Below are 20423 nucleotides of genomic sequence, written 5' to 3' on the forward strand. Positions count from 1 at the left end.
TGCCGATGAGGGAAGAGAAAACGCCGGAGACATGTTCGCGTTGCGGGGCGTGTTGTGCTCCGGACGCTGAATTCTGCCGTAACTGCGGTGGCAAATTGCGGACGGCTATGGATTCCGTTAGCGTAACGACCGTTGCGAAGGGAGCGATGCCGCCAATTCCCGCAGTTCCGTTGCCGTCGGTGCCACCACCGGCCGGAATGGGGGCGGCACCGTCACCTTGCTCGCCTTCCGGCGACCATATGAAGGCTTCGGCCCGCAATCCACGCAAACTGCCGCTGACGATCATCGCGATGGTTGCCGTTGTGCTGCTCGTGATCACCGGATTCGTCGTCACCTATAACCTGCATCTGTGGGGAAGCCATGCGGTGCCGTATTTCAGTGCGGATGACGAGAGCCCGTCGGCAGACGATGTGCTCGCTCGATTACAAGGTGATCGTTTCAACGCGAAGAAACGTCAGGAATTCAGCAAGGAGAAGCGGGGCGCGTATCTGAGGCTTGACGGCGTACAAGAAGGCGAGCGGATCGAACGCACTCAGGAAATCACCGTCGTCGAATCGCTCGGACCCGGCGTGCCGGAAGGGACCATCGGCGAAGATGAGGGGACGGCGACAGAGATCCTGTCCGATATGGGCGTGCCGGTCACGAAGTACACGATGGTATCGGACGATCCGGGCAAAGTCGTCGCCACGTTCCCGCAGGACGGACATGCATTGGAAGAGCGGGACGGCACCGCGAAGACGTCTGCGACGAAGACGGATACCGGCGAAGCGGATGGAACGGATACGGGAACAAACGTGGGTGAGGCCGCCCCCGATTCGCCCGATGGCATCAAGTTCGCCGTCGGGGTCAAAGGCGATGGCGTGCCGGTGGAGGTCTATGGCGTGGCGCAGGCCGAAGCCGAGCGTCTGCTCAGATCGCGTGGATTCGAGGTCGGGGTGAAACTAGTGCCCGCCGACCGCGACATGATCGGTAAGGTGGTGCGCACCGAACCGCAGATCGGCAAGGAGTCGGCGGCCTCCCGGGCGACGATGTACATCGGGGCGAACGCGAAGGATCTGCGTGCATCGATGATGATCACCGCCGACGGCGTCGAGGAGAGCGAGCTGTATCACGGCAAGACACCGTCCGATTTGTCCACGCTGATAGGGCAATGGTGCACCGACGCCGGTGATTGCGTCGAACTGGCGCCGACGGATTCCACCAATGAGGGAACGCAGCCGGTGCGCTACCTGCAGATGAAACGGGACGGCGAACACGTCGGCGCAGAACGGCTGGACAACCTCCCCGGGGTGCACTATATGCCCGACTATGATGTGGACAAGCCGGAAGGGGCGTTCAGATACCAGCTCGGCACCGGAAGCACCGGCGTCCTGGACATCTACGACACGAACCAGCTTGCGCTGTGCGGCACGCAGCCAAGGAACGGGGTCGGCTGGTATTGCGACCACGGCACCCCGAAGAGCTGGGAGGAGTCGGACGACGACGGCCGGCAGCACAAGGACAGCGGACTGGTGTATCGCATGAGCGATTATCTGATTGTTGTGCCGGTGGACGCCGACATCGCGAGTGTGAGTCGAAGCGGGTATTTCGTGCAATCCGACGAGAAGACGGGGCAGGCGGATGCCGACCGGCCGTATCTGCTGATTCGCGACCCCCGGCTCTATGATGCCGATGACCGCGAAGTGAGCGCCCTCTCCATGGATGGTGGGATGGCGGTGGTCAATCCGTTCATCCCGACTGAATCCGGCTCTCCGAAGATGAAGTTCGCTCCGGCTCCGAGCGCCGAATCCGCGTATTACCTCGTGCAGCCGTCACCTTTCGATTGGACGGCGATGGGTGAGGGTGAAGCGGTCTGCGATGAGCAGGGCTGCGATGTGGCGACGAAGGCGCCGGTAAAGCAGAAGGCCGCCGACATGACGATCGCGCAGATCCGATCCGCGGTCAAGCGCGGCGATTTCACTCCGATCGCCGGCAGATACTGTCAGAAGAAAACCGGTGACTGCCTGACGTTGGACGATGATGGCACAGTGACCGGTCCGCGCAGCGGCTATGTGAAGCATGACGCGATGTCGACGACGCTCACCATCCAGTCGTCGGTGAGGGCAACGTGGTTCCCGGAAGGCACGGTGAAGGATCATGCGCTGGAATTGAAGGCGCCGGAATCGGACACCTACTGCATGAACGATCGAGCCGGGGAGAACCAAGGCGAGGCCTGTCTGTCCGGCGACTACGCCTACGGTTCCGACATCCGGCAGCCGCTTACTTTGACCTATTACGCGAAGGGCCTTGATCTTTCGCAGCATGACGAATACGATCAGTACGCCTTCTACGGGGTGACGCCGCCGGATCCGGACACGCCGTTCCTGCATCGTCCGGAAGCATTGCGGCCGCCTCCCCCCGCCGACGAAAACGTCTATTACCTCGTCGACTGACGGCCGTCCCGTCCGATTCCCGTGAAGATTCGCCGCGATTGCTTGCCGGAGCGGCGAAACGACTACGCTGGAGTCTATGGGACATGACATGCCGATCGAGGGGACGACGCCGGAACCGACCGATGAGCCGCAATGGGTCATGTGGACGTTGCAGCGGCTGTCCGGCTCGCCGTTCCGCGCGAAGTTCCGGCTGTCGGATGCTGACCTCGCCTATGCGCGCGCGAAGGGTCGTGTGACGATTGACCGTCACGCCCATGAGATGCTGCGTGCGCGCGTCGGCGACGCCCGGCCGATCAAGGACGGCAAACAGACGCCGTGGAAAGGTCATCCGGTGTTCACGGCGCAGCATGCGACGGCCACCTGCTGCCGCGGCTGCATCATGCGTTGGCATCACATTCCCAAGGGGCGCCCGCTCACCGATGCGCAGATCGACCGTCTCGCCGCGCTCGTCATGGCGTGGATCGACCGTGATCTGTGCGACCATCCGATGCAGCCGCAGCTGCCGATCGAGACCGCGGCGTCCGCTGCGACGCCCGTCGAGTCTCCGCGGCCGAAGCCGACGTCGACCGCGACGATGGATCCGCTGTTCTGATCTGTGATCAGCCGGCGCGCCGTGCCGCTGCTACGATGGCGGTTGTGCCCAATGAATCCCTCGAACTCCAGCGCAGTGGGCCTTCGGCCACCGCCGTCGTCCTCGACTATTTCGGTACGCTCGTCGATTGGCGCCCCGAACGCATCGTCTCCTTGTTCTATCCGTCCGGCGTGACCGCGATGTTCTTCGACGTCGCCGACCCGCACGGCTACGACTACTATCGCCGCCGCGCAATCGAAGGTTGGGATGACGAGCGGATCATCGATGACTATTCCCGTGAGCATGGTCCCGCCGTTGGCTGGATCATGCGGCTGCTGCTCGAGAACCGCACGCTGGGCTTCTATGATATGCCCGAAGGCGTTCCGACGGCGCTGCGTGAGCTGCACGCCGCCGGCGTCCGCCTGTACGGATTCGCGAACTGCTCGCGTCGCGCCGTCGACCTCATGCATGCGAAATACCCGTGGCTGAGTCTGCTTGACGGCACGATCGACAGTCGTCTGACGGCCTCCGAAGCCGCCGCGACCTTCGATCTCGACCCCGTTTCCACCGCATTCGTCACGACCGATCCCTTCCGCGCCGCCGCCCTTGGCGCCGCAGGGCTGCATGCGTGTGCGGTGATTGCGCAAATGACGCCATCCGATTGCTTACGGCGCTAGCGCTGGCGCGCGCCGCGCTTCTCAGGCTTCGCTGCCCATGCGCTCCTCGAGGTAGTCACGCAGCAGGCGGGCGTGGTTGACGTCGGGGTCGCGCGCGCCGTAGACGAGCGTGACCTTCGGATGGTCGCGGATGATCTGTTCGAGCTCCTCGACCGCCGGGTTCGCGTCGAGCTCGCGCCGGTAGCTTGCGGCGAACTCAAAGATTCGGTTCGGATCGTGGCTCCACGCCTTGCGCAGCTCGGTGCTCGGCGCGATCTGCTTCATCCACAGGTCGAGATGCTCGCGTTCCTTGGACACGCCGCGCGGCCACAGCCGGTCCACAAGGATCCGGTAGCCGTCGTCTTCGTCCGCCGGCGCATACGCGCGCTTGATCATCAACTTCGTCATATCCGCCAGTCTAGGATCCGCATCCGGCAGCGCAACCGATGTTCGCCCGCCACGCAACGGTTCCGTCCGTGTGTCCGTACCGTCGCCGCCTCCTCGGCCTGCGCACCGCCCTTTCGCTACAATGGGAGGCGGCATGCCCGCGGACGAGCGGGTGCGCGGAACGATGCGAGAAAGGCGGCCGATGGCGGATGTGAGGACCGAGCTCGCGCAGCTGCGGCCGGTGTACGAGACCGGCGTGCTGCGCATGCTGCTGCACAAGTACGCGGACGTCTACATCGCGATGCTGCGCTCATGCTTCGATCCGCTGACCGCCGAAGTGCCGCAGGAACGGCTGCTGTCGCGCATGCGCGAGGCAATCGGCGAACTGGCCGCCGCCGGCGAATACACGCCGCGCGAAGGTGAGGACGACATGATGGCCGCCCGCCGCATCCTCAAGGAACTCAAATCCGAGGACGCCGGCGACTACGCATGGATCGCCGATTCGATGGACCGCCGCCAGCACCGCGTCATGTGCCGCCTCACGCAGCGCGCGCACCGCGCGATTGAGGCGCTCGCGACGCTGCAACGGCGCACCGTCTCGTTGTCGGGCGCGCAGGTCAATTCGATCATCATGGAGATCGAGAACGCGCGCAAACAGCTCACCGTGAACGTCGGTGAACGCATCGAACTGCTGGAGGCCGAGATCGCGCAACGCCAACGGCAGATTGACGAGCTCAAGGCGCACGGCATTGAGGATCGTCCGACACGCGAACAGGTCTCCGACATCATCAACGTCGTCTACAACACGCTGCGCGGCGTGCCGGTGGATCTGCGCGAACTCGTCATCGCCGAGCGCGACAACGGCGACGCTCTGCGCCGGCGCATCGACGACGGCACGATGAGTGGCGACGAGATGCTCACGTTCTACCATGAGCAGTTCGACCGCGTCTACAATCTCAGCGACGAAGGCCGCCGTTTCAACGACGCGTTCCAGGTGATGTACGCGCCGGAGAGCCGCGCCGAACTCAACGAGGCGCTGCAGGACATCTCGAACAGCGAATGGCTGCACGGTGAAGCCGACGATTTGATGAGCGTCGTCAACCGCGAATTCGACGACATCTACCGCGGCATCGACGACGTGCGCCGCCAGATCCGCGTCACCGACGAAAGCATCCGCCTGATCGTGCGACAGCAGACCGACATGCAGTTCCGCACGATGTCACGCGGCCTCGCAAAACTCTTCACCCGGCTCAGCGATGCGGCGCGCACGAAGCCGAAACAACGATTCGACGCCGGCATCGCCGAGGCGTCGCTGCCGACGCTGCGTCGACGCCCGAGGCGGACGCTGGCGCGCGCCGTTGCGCCCGCGCTCGTGCAGGCACCGGCCGCGGCAATCGCCGATCTGGCCGCGATCGTCGCAGCCGGCGGTCCGCGCGTGCGGCACATGGTCGATCTGATCGCCGCGAATCCGGTGCGCCGCGGCGACGACGTGGACATGGCGGCGAGTTTCAATGCGCTGGACGCCGACGAACGTAGGGAAAGCGAAGTCGTTGGCTTCCTCAGTTATTTCGGCGGCAGTCATTTCGGCAGTGATGCTGAGACGGACATGCACGGCGAGGGTGAACGCGTCTGGCGTTGCGTCGGCAGCGACGGGCGCGAACGTCGGTGGCGCACGCGCGCGCTGCTCGTGCCACACGAGGCGCTCGACGACTTCCTCAGACAGACGGACGTCACACCGATGGCGGCCGCGATGCGCGATGATGATTTGCGCGACGACGATGCGCACGACACAACGATGACGATATGACGAATGACGATACGACGAATGACGATACGACGAGCGGCCGGAGATCCGGCCGGGGAAAGCGAGGAACGGTGGCAGAGGCGATGACGAATCCGAACAACGACGCCGGCATGGACGCCGGCGTCGTCTGTGCGACGAGCGGCGGCGATTGGCGTGAGGGCGTCGAGGACGGCGCGGGCGTCGCCGATCTTGCGAACGTGCATGCGTTGTTCGACGGCGACGTCGGCGACATGCCGGCGCCGGCGCGCGAGGCGGCGATCGCACTCAAGCGCAACCGTGCGATCAGCGGCGACCTGTACCGGCAGGCGCGCGACTACATGGACGATGTGCGCCGCTCGCTCAACAACGATATGCTCGTGCCGGTCGTCGACGAATACTACGAGGTCATGTACGCCGAGCCGATCCGCGCAGACGAGTATGCGCTTCGATCGCTCAAGACGCGCGTGACGCTCAGTGCCGAGGAGGCGGTCGTTGTCGCGATGCTGCGCCGCAAGGTGCTCGAATATGAGAACGTGGGCGTCGACGCGGACTCGTGGATTGTCTCGCGCGAGGAGATCGTCCAGTCGCTGAGCGTCGGCGGCGGTCCCTTTGCCGGCCGCAACAGCGAGGAGGCGGTCATCGCGCGCGCCGACCGGCTCATCGGCGCGATGCGCACCTACGGATTCCTTGAGGACGGTGCCGACGACGCGATGTACGTGATCACGAAGCTCGTGCCCGTCGTGCTCAACGCCGACCGCATCAACCGCTGGCTCGGATTGGACGACGAGGACAGCGACGACGTTCGCGCCGATGATCGCGCTGCCGGTCGCGCTGCCGACGTCCACGACGATGTCACGACGCCGAACGACGGGCAAGCGAACGGTGCCGACAACGCGGACGAGGCGCCCGAAGTGGATGACGACGGCAATTTCGGTGACATCCTCGGCATCATCGGCGCATCCGACGATGCGACCGACGATATCGACGATGTGACCGATGATGCCAGCGACGATGACGATGACGATGCCGGCGACGTGATCGATGCCGCCGACGACGATGCAGCGTCCAACGATGCCGACGATGAATCGGCAGCCGCCGCATCCGCGCACGACGACTCGATGACGGAGGAGGTGCTGTTTTGAGCGCGACGACCGATGATCTGTACACGCCGATCGAGCTGCTGCCGCGGCATTGGATGCTCAAGGAACGCCAGCTCGTCAACTGGGGGTCGTATGACGGCCGCCACGTCTTCCGTCCGTCGATGGCCGAGGACGGCACGGTGACGCTGCTGACCGGGCAGAGTGAATCGGGCAAGTCGACGCTTGTCGACGCGCAGGTCTCGTTGCTGTACCCGGCGAACGCCGCGTTCAACAAGGCATCGAACGCCGGCCGTTCCGATCGTTCCGACTACTCGTATCTGCTCGGCCTGCGCGGCATCCGCAACAACAACGGCCACGACGAGCCGCTGTATCTGCGCGGCCGTGACAACGCCGGCGACCCCTACGCCGTCTGGGGCGCGATCGTCGACGAATACGAGGACACGGCGAACAGCGGCTCGCTGTGGATTGCGAAGTTCATGTGGCTGCCGGCGGACGGCACGTCGGAGTCGATGACGAAACTGTACGCCGTCTGTGAACGGCCGCTCGACCCCGTCCTGCTCGACGCGCGGCGCGACGAGAAATTCACGATTCCGATGCTCAGGCAGCTCTATCCGGGCGTCGTCGCCTACAACTCCGCCCGGCAGTTCCACGAGGACGTGTGGAAACGCTTCGGGCTGACCGAGGCCGCGTGCAGGCTGTTGCACCGCATGCAGGCGTCGGACGCGCCGTCGCAGCTCGACGACATTTTCCGCAAGGGCGTGCTTGACGAGCCGCGCGCGATCCGCTCCGGCCGCGACGCCGTCGAGGACTATGAACAGTACGCGCAGAACTTTTCGAGCATGGAACGCAACCGCACGCGCGTGCGCAGCCTTGAGACGATCATCGACGAATACGACCAGTACGAGGCCGCCGACTGTGGCGTGCGCGAGCTGCGCGCGATCGACCCCGAACATGACACGACAGGCGAACTGCGCGCGCAGTGGCTCGACATGCGTCTGACGCAGGACGTCGCCGATGTGCTGCCGCAGTACGAGATCCTCGCCGAACGCAGCGCCGCCGACGTCGACGAGACGCGTGCGCGCGTCGCGCGGCTCGACGACGAGGTCGCCTCGCTCATCCGTCAGCTCAGCGGCTCCGGCGGCGACGAGATCGAAGGGCTCGAACGCAAGCTCGCGCAGGCGAAGCAGGACATGGGCCGCGTCACCGAACGCGCCGAGAAGCTCGCGCCGTATTTCACGAAGGCCGGCGAACAGCTGCCCGCCACACGCGAGCAATGGCAGCGGCTCGCCGATGACTACGCGGCGCGCGAAGACTCCTACGAGAGCCGCCGCGCCACGCTCAGGCAGCGGCAGTACGAGGCCTTCGACGCACACAAGCAGGCGCAGGAACGGCTCGACGAGCTCAACCGCGACTACGCGCGCAAGGAACGTTCGCGCACGCGCATCACGAAGGAGATGGACGAGACGCGTGCGATGATCGCGCGCGCCACCGGACTGACGGCCGCCGAACTGCCGTACGTCGCCGAACTGATGGACGTCGCCGACGATGCCGAGGACTGGCGCGCGGCGATGAACGTCGTCTACGCGTCGATCGCGCCGATCCTGCTCGTCGACCGCCGTTACGAGGACGGCTTCGCAGCGAAGGTCTCGACGATTCCGCGCGAGGCGATGCCGCGGCGCAACTGGCAGTTCGTCGACACCGACATCGACGTTGATATTGACGCTGACGACGCCGCGCCGCGCGAAGGATGGCTTTCTGGCAAGCTCACGTTCAACGACGAGTCGCCGGTCGCCGCATGGGTGCGCCGCCGCGTCGCTGACCCGCGCACCGACGCGCGCTGCGTTGAGGCGATCGACGACCTCGACGAGCACGGACGTCAGGTGCAGCGCGACGGCCAGATCAAGGATGGCCGCCGCGGCAGCCACGGCACGAAGGGCATCGCGGCCGTCATCGGCTTCGTCACTGAACGCTACCTCGACGAGCTGCGTCGTGAGATCGCGCAGGCCGGCGACGCGCTCGCGCACGCCGACGCCCACGTCAAGGAACTCGACGCCGAGGCGCGCGGGATCGAGACGGCCCACGCGCTCGCCGAACGACTGCGCGACTACAGCTGGCAGGACGTCGACGCGAACGGTGTGCAGCTGCGGATCGAGGCGCTGCTGACGAGGATCGATGAACTGCGCGACGACCCGCAGATCGCGCAGATCAGCGCCGCGCTCGACGGTGCCAAGCAGGAGCTCGCGAAGGCGCGCGCCGCCGCATACAGCGCCGAGGACGACCATCGGCGCGCGCAGGCGGCGCTCGCGACGGCACGCCAATGGATCGCCGAACGCGCACAGCTGGGCACGGGCGGTCTGCCGGCCGTCGACGAGGCGTGCGCGACATTGCTCGAACGCTGCTACCTCGCCTATTTCGGCGACGGCACGAAGGAGGCGGGCGAACGCGTCCGCCGCCTGCTCGCCCTCGACGATCAGGCGAGCGGCTCGCACGGCGGACACGCGCGCGCGAACGCGACGTCGGCGCGCCGCTTCATGGAACTCAAGACGTCGGTCACCGACGGCGTGCGTACCAGAATCGGCGAACTCGTCGCGCAGCGCGACGCGCGACGCCGCTCATGCGAGGCGAGCATGCGCGCCTACCTCGACCAGTACGCGTCCAGCGATGCACGCATCGACGCCGACGTTGAGAACGCGCGGTACTTCATGCACGATCTCGAGGAGCTCAAGCCGAACATGATCGGCGACGAGGCGGTGCACGTCGAATACTTCAACTCGCTCAACAAGATCTACCAGGACCTCGCCGAGCTGCAGCAGATGCTCAAGGCCGACACACAGCGCATCCGCGAACAGATCGACAAGATCAACCGGCTGCTCGAACGCTACCCCTTCGGCGCGCGGCGCGGCCGACTGTCGATCGTCGTGCAGGTGCGCAACCCGGACGCCGCGTTCCTCGCCGCGCTCGGCAGGCAGATCGAGCAGATGAGCGCGTTCCGCGAAAACGGCGGCAACGACGTCGAACGCTGCAAGCGGCTGTTCAACGGATGCGCGCCGTTCATCGCACAGCTCAAGGAGAGCTTCGACGAGTTCGCCGGCACCGGACACGGCAACGCGAACCTCGACCCGCGACGACGTTCGCGCTTCTTCGGATCGGTGGCGCACTCGGACGGCCAGATCGAACATATCAACTCGACCGGCGGCGGTTCCGGCGGCTATCTGCAGGAGCTCACGTCTTTCGCGTATGGCGCGGCGCTCATGTATCTGCTCGCCAACGACAATGCGACGCGGCCGTCGTACGCGACCGTCTTCCTCGACGAGGCGCTCATCAAGGCCGACGGCCAGTACACGCGCCGCGCGCTGAGTGTGCTGCCGGGTCTGGGATTCCAGGTGATCGTCTCGGCGCCCGAATCGAAGACGAACGAGATCATGGGATCGGCGTCGAAAACCGTCATCGCGAGGAAGGACCCGGACAGCGGCCGCACGGTGCTCGAAAACACGTGGATCGACGACGATGAGGACGCTGCTGACGATGCCGCTGCTGCTGACGCCGCCGCGCCGCGCGACGGGGAGCGCTGATGGGCGGGGGTACCGCGCATCCGCAGGGCACGGCGACACCCGACGACCTGCGCCGATGGGTCGCGCGGACCGTCGAACGCGAGATGTTCGCCGTCGATGACCCGTGGCCGCGCACGAAGGCCGTGCAGTGGCCGAAGGAGGCGATGCTCGTCTCCGACGTCAACGCCGTGCACGACGCGAACAACGCGCTCAAGGACTTCGCAGCGCGCTACGGCTGCGACGTGACGTTCACGGCACGCCGACTCGGCGCGCGCGTCATGCTCATCGACCACGTCACCGTGCCCGATGAGCAGGCGGCGCTCGCGATCGCCGGCGGTCGGCTGCGCCACGCACGCGAACGGGTGCTCGCACGCGCCGCGCAGATCGAGCAGACGTGCGGCGTGGCGCCTGAGGTCGCGATGCGCGCGGTGCAACGCCTCGGCGACGAGACGGACGTCGACTTCGCGCTGTTCACGGCGGCGGCCGCATGGTTCGGTGCGCATGACAACGTAGTCGCGGCGATGACGGCGCGCGAGGTGCCGCTTGAGGGATTCTCGGCGAAATGGCTCGGGGGCGCGCGCTCGCGGCGGCGGGCGGCGATCTGCACGGTGCTCGGCGTTGACGCGCTGCTGTTGCGCGAACGTCCCGAGGAGCTGCGCTACCGCTACCTCGATCCTGCGGCGGCCGGCGCTCCCGACCGCATCGCCGTGACGCCGCAACGTGAACCGGAACATTCGGTGCGCCGCGCGATCATCGTGGAGAACAAGGACACGTATCAGGCGATGCCGGCCTTCGCCGACGCGCTGTGCGTGTTCGGGTCGGGCTTCGCCGCCGTGCGCGCCGCGCGGCTGCTGCCGTTCCTCGCCGACTGCGACGTCGTGTATTGGGGAGACCTCGACGCGGTCGGTTTCGAGATCCTTGCCGCCGTGCGCGCCTCCGGCGTCGACTGCATGAGCATCCTGATGGATCGGGCGACTTATACGCGCTACATGCGCTTCGGCACGCGGCTCGACGCGCACAGCCGCGCAATCGGCGCGTGTGAGCCATTGGCGGCTTCGGCGATGCGGCTCGACGACGACGAATATGCGCTCTACTGCGCGCTGTGCACGCCCGGGGAGATGGAAGTGCCGCGCATCGAGCAGGAACGCATCCCGATTGCGTGCGCCGTGGAGGCGCTGTGGTCGATCGGCTGGTGAGGGCGGCGCAACATCGGACATATATGGCATCCGGGAATGTGCGAGTCGTGCGCGGAATCAAGACGGCGCGTGTGGGATTCGCAACGCTCCTTTAGGATGGAGAACATGGCAAACGAGAACGAACCCACGCCGATGGACATGACGGGCGGTAACGCCCAGTTGCCGTACGGCGACACAGCGAATGGACAGCTGGGATCGGGCGGCGCCACCAATGCGGCAGGCGCGCCCAGCCAGCCGGAGTACGGCGCCTATGCCGATCCCGGCATGAGCGACGACGAACGCTACCCCTTCGGCAAGCCGGAGCGGCCGGCGGCGGACGCGGCAACACAGTCCGCACAGTCCGCACAGCCGGGGCAGTACCCGCAGGCGCCGTATCCGGGCGTGCAGTATCCGAGCGACCCTTATGGGCAGCAGAACAACCCTTACGCCCAGCAGCAGGGCAATCCCTACGCGCAGCAAGGCGGCTACTACGGGCAGCCGGATCCTTACGGCACGAATCGCCAACGGTATCAGGATTATGAGCGCCGCACCGGCACGCCGGAGGGCAACGGCTACGACGGCATGTGCATCGCCGGTTTCGTGATGTCGCTGATCATTCCGCTGTTCGGCCTCATCTTCTCGATCATCGGACTCGTCAACGTGCAACGCAACGGCAAACGCGGACGCGGATTCGCGATCGCCGGCCTCATCATCAGCGTGCTGTCGTTCCTCATGTCCTTCCTGATGCTGAGCACCGGCATGCTGCGCACATGGTGACCATGCTGTCGTGATGCGCCGCGCGGCGTGAGATATGCGCTGTGATGTATAGTGGCATCATCCGCGTTCCCGCGGGCGACCGCGGGAAGAAGTACGGGAATTCGGGCGGCGACCGGTGACGGTCGCCGCCCGAATTGCGTCAGATGCCGAGTTCGTCGGTGTCGAAGAGGATTGTGACGGGGCCGTCGTTCGTCAGCGAAACGTTCATATGCGCGCCGAAGCGGCCGGTCTTCACATCGAGTCCCTGCGCGCGCAGCGCGTCGTTGAAGGCGAGCCAGACCTCCTCGGCATGCGCGGGCGCGCCGGCGGCGACGAAACTCGGACGGTTGCCTTTGCGCACGTTGCCGTAGAGCGTGAACTGCGAGATCGACAGGATCGCGCCGTCGACGTCGTGGATCGAACGGTTCATTCTGCCGTCCTCGTCCTCGAAGACGCGCAGATTCGCGATCTTATGGGCGAGCCAGTCGACCTGCCGTGCGCCGTCGGAGTCGGCGACGCCGACGAGCAGCATGTAGCCGACGCCGATGCCGCGCTCGGGGAAGGTCGGATCAAGTTCGCCGCTGGATTCGTCGGTCACGGTCACGGCCGCCCGACTCACTTTCTGGAGTACAACGCGCATGCCTGCACTGTAGCGCGCATGGCGGAACGACGATGGCGCCCCGCGGCAAAATCGCCACGGGGCGCCATCATATGTGCGAGCGCGTCGTTTCGGCTCACTGGCCGAGGATGTCCTTGAGGTAGTCGGGCATCGTCTTCGGGTAGGTCGGCCATGCGCCTTCCTGCGTGCAGACGAACGCGGCCGTGTTGACGGCTGCGCGGTGCGCCAGTCCGAGTGAATCGCCGGAGAGGATGCGGCCGGTGAAGGTGCCGGAGAACGAGTCGCCGGCGCCGACGGTGTCGACGACGGTCACGCGCGGCGTGCTCAGCGTCGAGATCTCGCCGTCGTTCGACATGATCGTCGAGAACGTCGCGCCGCCGGTGAGGATCAGGTAGCGCAGGTCGTACTGATCGATGAACCACTTGCAGGCCTCTTCGTCGGAGGTGTCCTCGATGCCGAACATGCCGCGCAGCAGCAGCAGTTCCTCGTCGTTGATCTTGAAGACGTTCGCGTAGCCGAGCATCTCCTCGATGAGTTCCTTCGAATACATGTCGCCGCGCAGGTTGATGTCGAAGAACTTGAGCGCGCCGTCCTTCGTGTGCTTGAGCAGTTCGATGATCGTGTCGTGCGATTCGGGGGAACGCAGCGCGAGCGTGCCGAAGCACACGGCGTCGGCCTGCTCGACGATGTCGATGAGCTGACGCGTGTAGGAGATGTGGTCCCAGGCGACGTTCTCGACGATCGTGTACTCGGGGATGCCGTTCTTGAGCGCGACCTCGACGGTGCCGGTCGGCCATGCGTTGCGCTGCAGGACGGCGTGGATGCCGGACTTCTCGGCGGCGATTGCGAGCTCGTCGCCGAGGTCGTCCTCGCCGACCGCGCTGATCGAGTACGCTTCGGCGCCGTTCATCATCGCATGGTAGGCGAAGTTGACCGGCGCGCCGCCCGCGCGCTTGCCGGTGGGGAGCATGTCCCACAGGAGCTCACCGAGGGAGACGACGATTGGCTTGGCCATGATGACCCTTCTTTCTTCTGTTGGTTGTTGTGGTTGTTCGATTTGATTGGTGGAAGTGCTGTTCGCCGCCCACGCGAGGCGTCAGTCGCCGCGTCTTCGGCGTGCGATGTCGGCGAAGCGCGACGGCTGTTCGAGGAACGCGGTGATCGCGACGGCCGCCGCGCCGGTGACGGCCGCGTCGGTCGGCAGGTCGGAGAGCGTGACCGACGTCGTGGCGGCCAGCTCGGGCAGCACGCGGTCGTCGACGACGCGCATCGCCGACGCGAGCAGCGGCTCGCCGGCATGCGAGACGATGTCGCCGATGATGATGCGCCGCGGATTGAAGGCGTTGATGATCGTGATGAGGCCATAGCCGACGTAGGTGCCGATATGGCGCACGAGTTCGAGTGCGCGTGCGTCGCCGTCCGCGGCGAGCGCGAACAGCGCCTCACATGCCTCGATATGCGTCATCGTGTCGGAGTCGGCGACGATGCCGCCGTCCTCGTCGAGCGCCTTGTGGATCGCGACGGCCGAGCAGTAGCGTTCGAGGCATCCGTAGTTGCCGCAGTCGCAACGCCTGCCGTTGACGTCGATGCTCACATGGCCGATCTCGGTTGCGGTGCCGCGCGCGCCGTCGATCGTGCGTCCGCGTTCGACGACGCCGAGTCCGACGCCTTCACCGATCAGATAGTAGGCGAGGTCGTCGCGCGCGCCGTCGTCGCCGAACAGCTGCTGCGCGAGTGCGCCGGCGCGCGCGTCCTGCTCGATGAACACCGGCACGGCGAAGGCGTCGGCGAATTCGGCGGGGAAGTTGACATCGCGCCACTGCTGCATCGACGAGACGACGGCCGTATGGCCGCAGTCGCGCAGATAGGGGCCGGGCACGGCCATGCCGATCGCGACGACGGTGCTGAAGCGCGCCATGATCTGTCCGATGAGCGTCTTGAGCGACGTGATCGCGTCGCCAATCGACGGATGGTCGGCCGTCATGTCCACCCAGATCCGCTGCGCGTTGCCGGCGAGGTCGAACAGGCCGACCTGGATGAGGCTGCGCGCGAACTTGACGCCGATGAAGTGGAAGCGTTCCGGATCGAGCCGCAGGCCGATCGAGCGGCGGTTGCGCGCGCCTTCGATCTCGCCGGTCTCGCTTATGAGGCCTTCGTCGATGAGCTTCGCCGTGATCTTCGTGATCGCGGCCGGCGTCAGGCCGAGCGATTTCGCGATCTGCGCGCGCGAGGAGACGCCGTTGTTGTACAGGAAACGCATGACGCGCGAACGGTTGCATTCCGACTGGTTGAGTTGTTCGGCCGCCATCACACCTCCCTGTGTCCGTCCGCCGTGTCCGTGGCTGCCGTAGTCGCGGGCTTCTTTTGATTAACTACGTTAAATGTTAACTTCGTTAATTCATGATGGCAAGTCGACACGCCGAAGAAGCGAGAAGAGAGAGGAGGACGTGATGGACGACGAAAGGCCGGCGCTGCGGCTGCATAAGTCATATATGCAGCCGCAGCGCCGGCCTCAGGTGGTAGCTGTTGCGACGGTCAGGGGAGCGGCCCTCCGATCGTCAGCTCGTCATCGTGCTTGCTTTACTCGGACAGATGCTCGGTCGAGTTCGACAGCATCCACGACGGACGGTCGCCTTCGGTGCCCGGCTTGTCCAGACCGATCGAGGAGCGAATCTCCTCTTCCGGGTTGAACAGCAGCGTGACGACTTCGCTCGCGACGGACTTGCGCGACACCTCGGTGCCCTTGAACAGTTCGCCCTTTTCGGTGATCTCGAAGTCGACCTCGTCCTTGTCGGTCAGCCAAGCCGGACGGATGATCGTGTAGTCGAGGTCGCTTGCCTCGATAACGTCGGCGGCCTTGCGGTAGTTGGTCAGGTAGTCGCCGAGGATGCGCGCGTTCCACGCGCCGAACTCGCCGGGGACCTCGCCGTGGATGCCGAGCGACGAAATCCAGATCAGACGCTTGACGCCGGCCTTGTCCATCGCCGCGACGGTCGCCTTCGCCATCGGGATGATGTCGGCGCTGCTGTCACGGCCGCCGGCCAGGTTCGCGTAGACAGCGTCGGCGCCTTCGATCGCCGGAAGCAGGTCGGCTTCGGACTTCGCGTCGCCGGTGACGATCGTCACATGCTCGTTGTCGAGCACGTCGGCGCCGAGTTCGTTGTCGCGGTGGATGAACAGCGTCAGGTCGACGTCGCCATGTTCGAGCAGCATCTGCTCGGCGAGACGTGCGATACGTCCGTTCGCTCCAAGAATCGTAATCTTCATGGGTATCACCTCGTATGGTTAGGGCGCCCGTAGGGACGTCCACGGTGGCGGACGGAGCGTGTCGCGGTCCTCGTCCGCATTGCTGCCGTTCATCTTAGGACGGTTCGGGCGAGGATGCGCCGTGCTTGCTCTCAGCTCATTTTTGCGGAAACTGGGTCGGTCCGCGTGCCGTGTCGAGCTGCGACGCGATGTTGTGCGCGAACGGATGAATCGGGAATGCGGCATGCGTCTCGCCGATCCATCCGTTCGGTGCGGCGGTTCAGCGATGCACCGTCGTGCCGCGGAACGTGAAGCTCGCGCGGGCGTCGCCGTCGTCGCGGCGGCGCAGGAAGTCGCGCGCGGCCTCGATGCGCTTGCGCGAGCTCGGCGTCATCGGCTCGGGCAGTTCGTCGGGGTCGAACCAGCCGACCGACGTCGACTCGTCGTCGCCGATGCACGGCTCGCTGCAGCCGTCGGGATCGACCTCGGCGACGAACAGATGATCGAGGTACTGCGTGCGGTCGCCGTTGGGATAGGTGATGACATGGTCGTCGGCTTCGACACAGGCGAGATCGGTGACGATGACGTCGACGCCGGTCTCCTCCTTCGCTTCGCGCGCGATCGTGTCCGCAGGCTGCTCGCCCGGTTCGATGATGCCGGAGACGAGTGCCCACTTGCCGGTGTCCGCGCGCTGTTCGAGCAGCACGAGGCCGTTGTCATCGACGATGTACGCGCAGGCGCCCATGAGCCACAGCGGTGCGTGTCCGATATGCTCACGCAGCTCGAGGATGAACGTCGGCGTCGTCATCGCGCGTCCTTCGCGCCTTCGGCGGCCATTTGCGCCATCCACGCCTCGACGTCGTCGATTTGCTTGGGGATGCCGGCGGAGATCCATTCGGGGCCGTCCTCGGTCATCAGCACGTCGTCTTCGATGCGGATGCCGATGCCGCGGTACTCCGGCGGGATCATCAGATCGTCCTCGCGGAAGTAGAGTCCCGGCTCGATCGTGAACACCATGCCCGGCGTGATCTTCGCGCCCTGATACGACTCGTAGCGGGCCTGCGCGCAGTCGTGCACGTCGAGGCCGAGATGGTGGGCGACGCCGCAGGCGAGCCAACGGCGATGCTGCTGGCCTTCGGGAGACAGGCTCTCCTCGACGTCCACCGGCAGGATGCCCCAGTCGTGCAGCCGTTCGGCGATGACGCGCATGCAGGCGTGGTGGATGTCCGAATAGGTCGCGCCCGGCTTGGCGGCCTCGAAGCCGGCCTGCTGCGAGTCGAGCACCGCTTGGTACAGCTTCTTCTGGAAGTCGGTGAACTTGCCGTTCGTCGGGAACGTGCGCGTGATGTCGGCCGTGTACAGCGAGTCGACTTCGACGCCGGCGTCGATGAGCAGCAGCTCGCCGGCGTTGACGGTGCCGGTGTTGCGGATCCAGTGCAGGATCGGCGCATGTGCGCCCGAAGCGATGATCGTGTCGTAGCCGACCTCGTTGCCTTCCTCGCGCGAGATCGAGTTGAACGCGCCTTCGAGGATGCGTTCGGAACGCGGCTTGCCGAGCGCATCCGGGAGCTTGCGCAGGATGTTATCGAAGCCGTGCTTCGTCGCGTCGACGGCACGGCGGATCTCGCGCACCTCGAAGTCGTCCTTCTCCATGCGCGCCTCGGAGGCGAACTCGTGCAGCTTATCGTCGCGCACCGTGTTGTCGGCCTCGTTCGGGAAGCCATGCCCCTCGCGCAGCTCGTTCACTGTCGCCGTGACCTGCGGATCGGTTTCGCGAATCACGCGTAGCTGCACGGCGCCGGCCTCGTCGCCGACGTCCTTGCCGAGCATGTCGGCCAGCTGGGCGATGTCATGCGTCTCGATGCCGGTCATCGCCTCGAGCTCGTTCAGTCCCGCGCGCGGGCCGACCCAGTATTCGCCGTAGTGCGGATCCTTGAAGAAGTCCTGCGTGTAATGGTCGGCGCGCGGCGCGACGAACAGCATCGGCGTGTGCGTGCCGTCGGCGTTCGGGTCGAGCACGAGCACGGCGCCCGCCTCGTAGTCCTGGCCGAGGCCGGTGTAGTAGGAGAACGCCGAATCAGGGCGGAACGCGTAGTCGCAGTCGTTGTTGCGCACCTTCGGCTGGCCGGCGGGGATGACGAGCCGTTCGCCGGGGAAGGCCTCGCTCAGCGCCTGCAGTCGCGCCGGGATGTAGGAGGCGGACTCAAGTCGTTCGATCGTCGGCTCGTTGTCGTCCCAGCCGCTGCTCATGAACTCGACGAAGGCGTCGGAACGCGGACGCAGCGAACGGTTGTTGACGCGGTCGCCCATCGGCTGGTCGTCGCCCGGCGCGGCCGCCTGTTCGCGCGCCTCGTATTCCTTGTCCTGCTCGGTGATCACTTCGCTCATATCGATCCTTTCTGCGAAGTTCGCGGATGTTGTCGTCGTCGCCCAACATCGTAGTCGCCGCAGGAAACCTGTTTCGCCGGGCGGATGAACGGCACCCGGCGCCGCCTGCGCGCGTCGCGTATGGCGTCGAGGCGCGCCGCCGCATAGGTCGATAGTTCGTCCGTGCGGACGGGTTATGCGATGCGCGCTTCGTTCGATCGTGCGTCGCCGGCGAGTCGACGGTCGGCATTGAATGATGATGTGCGATGATGTGCGCATGGCATCGCCTTCATGCGCGTATCTGTTCGCTTGTGCGGGGAGGCATAGGGGGCGTCACGCATATATCGAAAGAAGCGGCGCCGAATACGGTTATGCGGGCGCGCACGCTGCTGCGAGGACGCCGGCGCGCGCCTTGCGGAGAAACACCGGCCGGTCCATGCCTGGGAACGGCAGCCTACGCGCCTACAATGAACCTATGAGTATCTATGACAGCTGTCCGCAACTGTGTGACGACGCCTACCGCATCCGGCTGATCGAACCCGACGACGCCGACGATCTGCTCGCCGTGTATGGCGACAGGCTCGCGCTGCCGTTCTTCAACTCCGACAATTGCCATGGCGCGAACTTCTACTGCCGCGACGTGCACGACGTGCGCGCGAGCATCGCCGCATGGCTCGACGAATACGCGCGGCGCGGCTTCGTGCGCTTCGCCGTCGAATCGTTGGCGACGGGAACCGTGATCGGCACGCTGGAGATGTTCCGTCGCGAAGCCGACGACTATTACGACGGCTGCGGCATCCTGCGCGTCGATCTGGCCGTCGATTACGAACGCGAGGACGTCATCCGCGACCTCCTCGACCTCGTCTCCGCGCCGTTCATGACATTGTTCGGCTGCGCGAGGATTGCGACGAAGGCGCCGCTGTACGCGGTCGAACGCCGCGCCGCGCTTGCCGGCGCCGGCTACACCGCGCGCCGCCAGCCGCTGATCGGCCACGACGGCACGCACTACTACGACTACTGGGTGATGGAACGCGCGTAGGACGCATGTAATCATCGATGATGCGAAAACCGGCTGCATCGGCGTGTCGATGCCGTCGATATCGCCAGCGAGAGGGACAATCAAGGCACGACAAAAATCGAACGATACGGAAAAACGGGGGGATTGCGATGGGGAGATCGATGCGAGTAAGCGTGGCGGCGGCGTTGCTGACGGCGGCCGTCATGACGGCCGGAGGATGCGGGACAAGCGAAGCGCAGCGGAACGACGCCACACCGCCGGCTGCCTCCGCCACAGCGACGCAGGGCGCGGATGAGGAATACCATGTGCTGCCCGAGTATCAGGCCAATCGACTCAAGGACGAACTGCGGGACTTCCCGATGGCGGGCAAGACGATTGAGTTCGCCGGACCCGTGCCGAGCTACACGGAAACGAACGGCGCACGCGCGCCTCAGACGATGCAGAACAGGACCGAGCTGGAGTTCAGCGCAAACAAGTCATACACGCTCGTCGCCATGTGCACGGGCGAAGGTGGCGCGAACGTGGAATGGCAGCTCGGCGTGCAGTTCAACAGACAGCATCTCGAATGCAGGCCGTACAGCGGCACGCAGTACATGAACGCCGGCGTGGCGGACATGGGCGTGACCGGCATCGGCGCCGACTCGAGCACCGTCACGATCACGCCGGACGAGGGGACGAAGGCGGAGTTCGCCTACCGCATCGACGAATCGGATGCGCCGGTGCCGATCGTCGACGACGACGCCACGGCGTAGGACGCGACGC

General features: G+C 65.6%; 15 protein-coding genes and 2 pseudogenes. 10 read left to right on the plus strand and 7 right to left on the minus strand.

Annotation, left to right across the window (positions count from 1 at the left end; translation table 11 throughout):
- Positions 1-239: 239 nt before the first annotated feature.
- From CGZ88_RS00470 to CGZ88_RS00480, 3 genes and pseudogenes are all read left to right on the plus strand, one after another.
- Positions 240-2432: a hypothetical protein gene (locus CGZ88_RS00470; RefSeq protein WP_026645168.1), complete on the plus strand. Its 2193-nt coding sequence runs from the start codon at positions 240-242 to the stop codon at positions 2430-2432.
- A 76-nt stretch (positions 2433-2508) separates the two neighbouring features.
- A pseudogene (locus CGZ88_RS00475) lies at positions 2509-2919 on the plus strand (DUF4186 domain-containing protein); the annotation flags it as partial.
- Between the two features lie 149 nt (positions 2920-3068).
- On the plus strand, positions 3069-3680 hold the full coding sequence (locus CGZ88_RS00480; protein WP_051198604.1) for an HAD family hydrolase: 612 nt from the start codon (positions 3069-3071) through the stop codon (positions 3678-3680).
- Between the two features lie 21 nt (positions 3681-3701).
- Here CGZ88_RS00480 and CGZ88_RS00485 read toward each other — a convergent pair whose 3' ends face one another.
- Entirely contained in the window at positions 3702-4067 is a 366-nt protein-coding gene (locus tag CGZ88_RS00485; RefSeq protein ID WP_026645167.1) for a DUF488 domain-containing protein, read from the minus strand.
- A gap of 181 nt (positions 4068-4248) precedes the next feature.
- Between CGZ88_RS00485 and CGZ88_RS00490 the strand changes: the two genes are divergently transcribed.
- The 5 genes and pseudogenes from CGZ88_RS00490 (at position 4249) to CGZ88_RS00510 (ending at position 12432) form a co-directional block, all read left to right on the plus strand.
- A complete protein-coding gene (locus CGZ88_RS00490) occupies positions 4249-5853 on the plus strand; it encodes a DUF3375 family protein (RefSeq protein ID WP_101670850.1) in 1605 nt (534 codons plus the stop codon).
- 107 nt (positions 5854-5960) lie between these two features.
- Positions 5961-6615: pseudogene (locus CGZ88_RS00495) on the plus strand (DUF4194 domain-containing protein); the annotation flags it as partial.
- A gap of 352 nt (positions 6616-6967) precedes the next feature.
- Positions 6968-10501: an ATP-binding protein gene (locus CGZ88_RS00500; protein WP_243390014.1), complete on the plus strand. Its 3534-nt coding sequence runs from the start codon at positions 6968-6970 to the stop codon at positions 10499-10501.
- Positions 10501-11676 (plus strand): DUF3322 and DUF2220 domain-containing protein, encoded by a 1176-nt coding sequence (locus CGZ88_RS00505; RefSeq protein WP_243390015.1) that lies wholly within the window; start codon positions 10501-10503, stop codon positions 11674-11676. Before CGZ88_RS00500 ends, CGZ88_RS00505 begins: the two co-directional genes overlap by 1 nt.
- A gap of 105 nt (positions 11677-11781) precedes the next feature.
- Positions 11782-12432, plus strand: coding sequence for a DUF4190 domain-containing protein (locus CGZ88_RS00510; protein WP_165778675.1), 651 nt, complete (start codon positions 11782-11784; stop codon positions 12430-12432).
- Between the two features lie 139 nt (positions 12433-12571).
- Here CGZ88_RS00510 and dtd read toward each other — a convergent pair whose 3' ends face one another.
- The 6 genes from dtd to CGZ88_RS00540 form a co-directional block, all read right to left on the minus strand.
- The gene (dtd, locus tag CGZ88_RS00515) at positions 12572-13051 is read right to left on the minus strand and encodes a D-aminoacyl-tRNA deacylase (RefSeq protein ID WP_026645164.1); all 480 of its coding nucleotides are present in this window, start codon (positions 13049-13051) and stop codon (positions 12572-12574) included.
- Between the two features lie 94 nt (positions 13052-13145).
- A complete protein-coding gene (locus tag CGZ88_RS00520) occupies positions 13146-14045 on the minus strand; it encodes a carbohydrate kinase family protein (RefSeq protein ID WP_026645163.1) in 900 nt (299 codons plus the stop codon).
- An 81-nt stretch (positions 14046-14126) separates the two neighbouring features.
- Positions 14127-15338, minus strand: a complete 1212-nt coding sequence (locus CGZ88_RS00525; RefSeq protein ID WP_101670852.1) for an ROK family transcriptional regulator — start codon at positions 15336-15338, stop codon at positions 14127-14129.
- Positions 15339-15610: 272 nt separating this feature from the next.
- Positions 15611-16297 (minus strand): NAD(P)H-binding protein, encoded by a 687-nt coding sequence (locus tag CGZ88_RS00530; RefSeq protein ID WP_034523768.1) that lies wholly within the window; start codon positions 16295-16297, stop codon positions 15611-15613.
- Positions 16298-16556: 259 nt separating this feature from the next.
- On the minus strand, positions 16557-17084 hold the full coding sequence (locus tag CGZ88_RS00535; protein WP_101670853.1) for an NUDIX hydrolase: 528 nt from the start codon (positions 17082-17084) through the stop codon (positions 16557-16559).
- Positions 17081-18664, minus strand: coding sequence for an aminopeptidase P family protein (locus CGZ88_RS00540; protein WP_026645159.1), 1584 nt, complete (start codon positions 18662-18664; stop codon positions 17081-17083). Before CGZ88_RS00540 ends, CGZ88_RS00535 begins: the two co-directional genes overlap by 4 nt.
- 454 nt (positions 18665-19118) lie before the next feature.
- Between CGZ88_RS00540 and CGZ88_RS00545 the strand changes: the two genes are divergently transcribed.
- Both CGZ88_RS00545 and CGZ88_RS00550 read left to right on the plus strand, forming a co-directional pair.
- Positions 19119-19682, plus strand: a complete 564-nt coding sequence (locus CGZ88_RS00545; protein WP_026645158.1) for a GNAT family N-acetyltransferase — start codon at positions 19119-19121, stop codon at positions 19680-19682.
- A 140-nt stretch (positions 19683-19822) separates the two neighbouring features.
- Positions 19823-20413: a hypothetical protein gene (locus tag CGZ88_RS00550; RefSeq protein ID WP_133120864.1), complete on the plus strand. Its 591-nt coding sequence runs from the start codon at positions 19823-19825 to the stop codon at positions 20411-20413.
- The last annotated feature ends 10 nt before the right edge of the window (positions 20414-20423 follow it).

Source organism: Bifidobacterium anseris, from assembly GCF_002860345.1.
Lineage (GTDB): Bacteria > Actinomycetota > Actinomycetes > Actinomycetales > Bifidobacteriaceae > Bifidobacterium > Bifidobacterium anseris.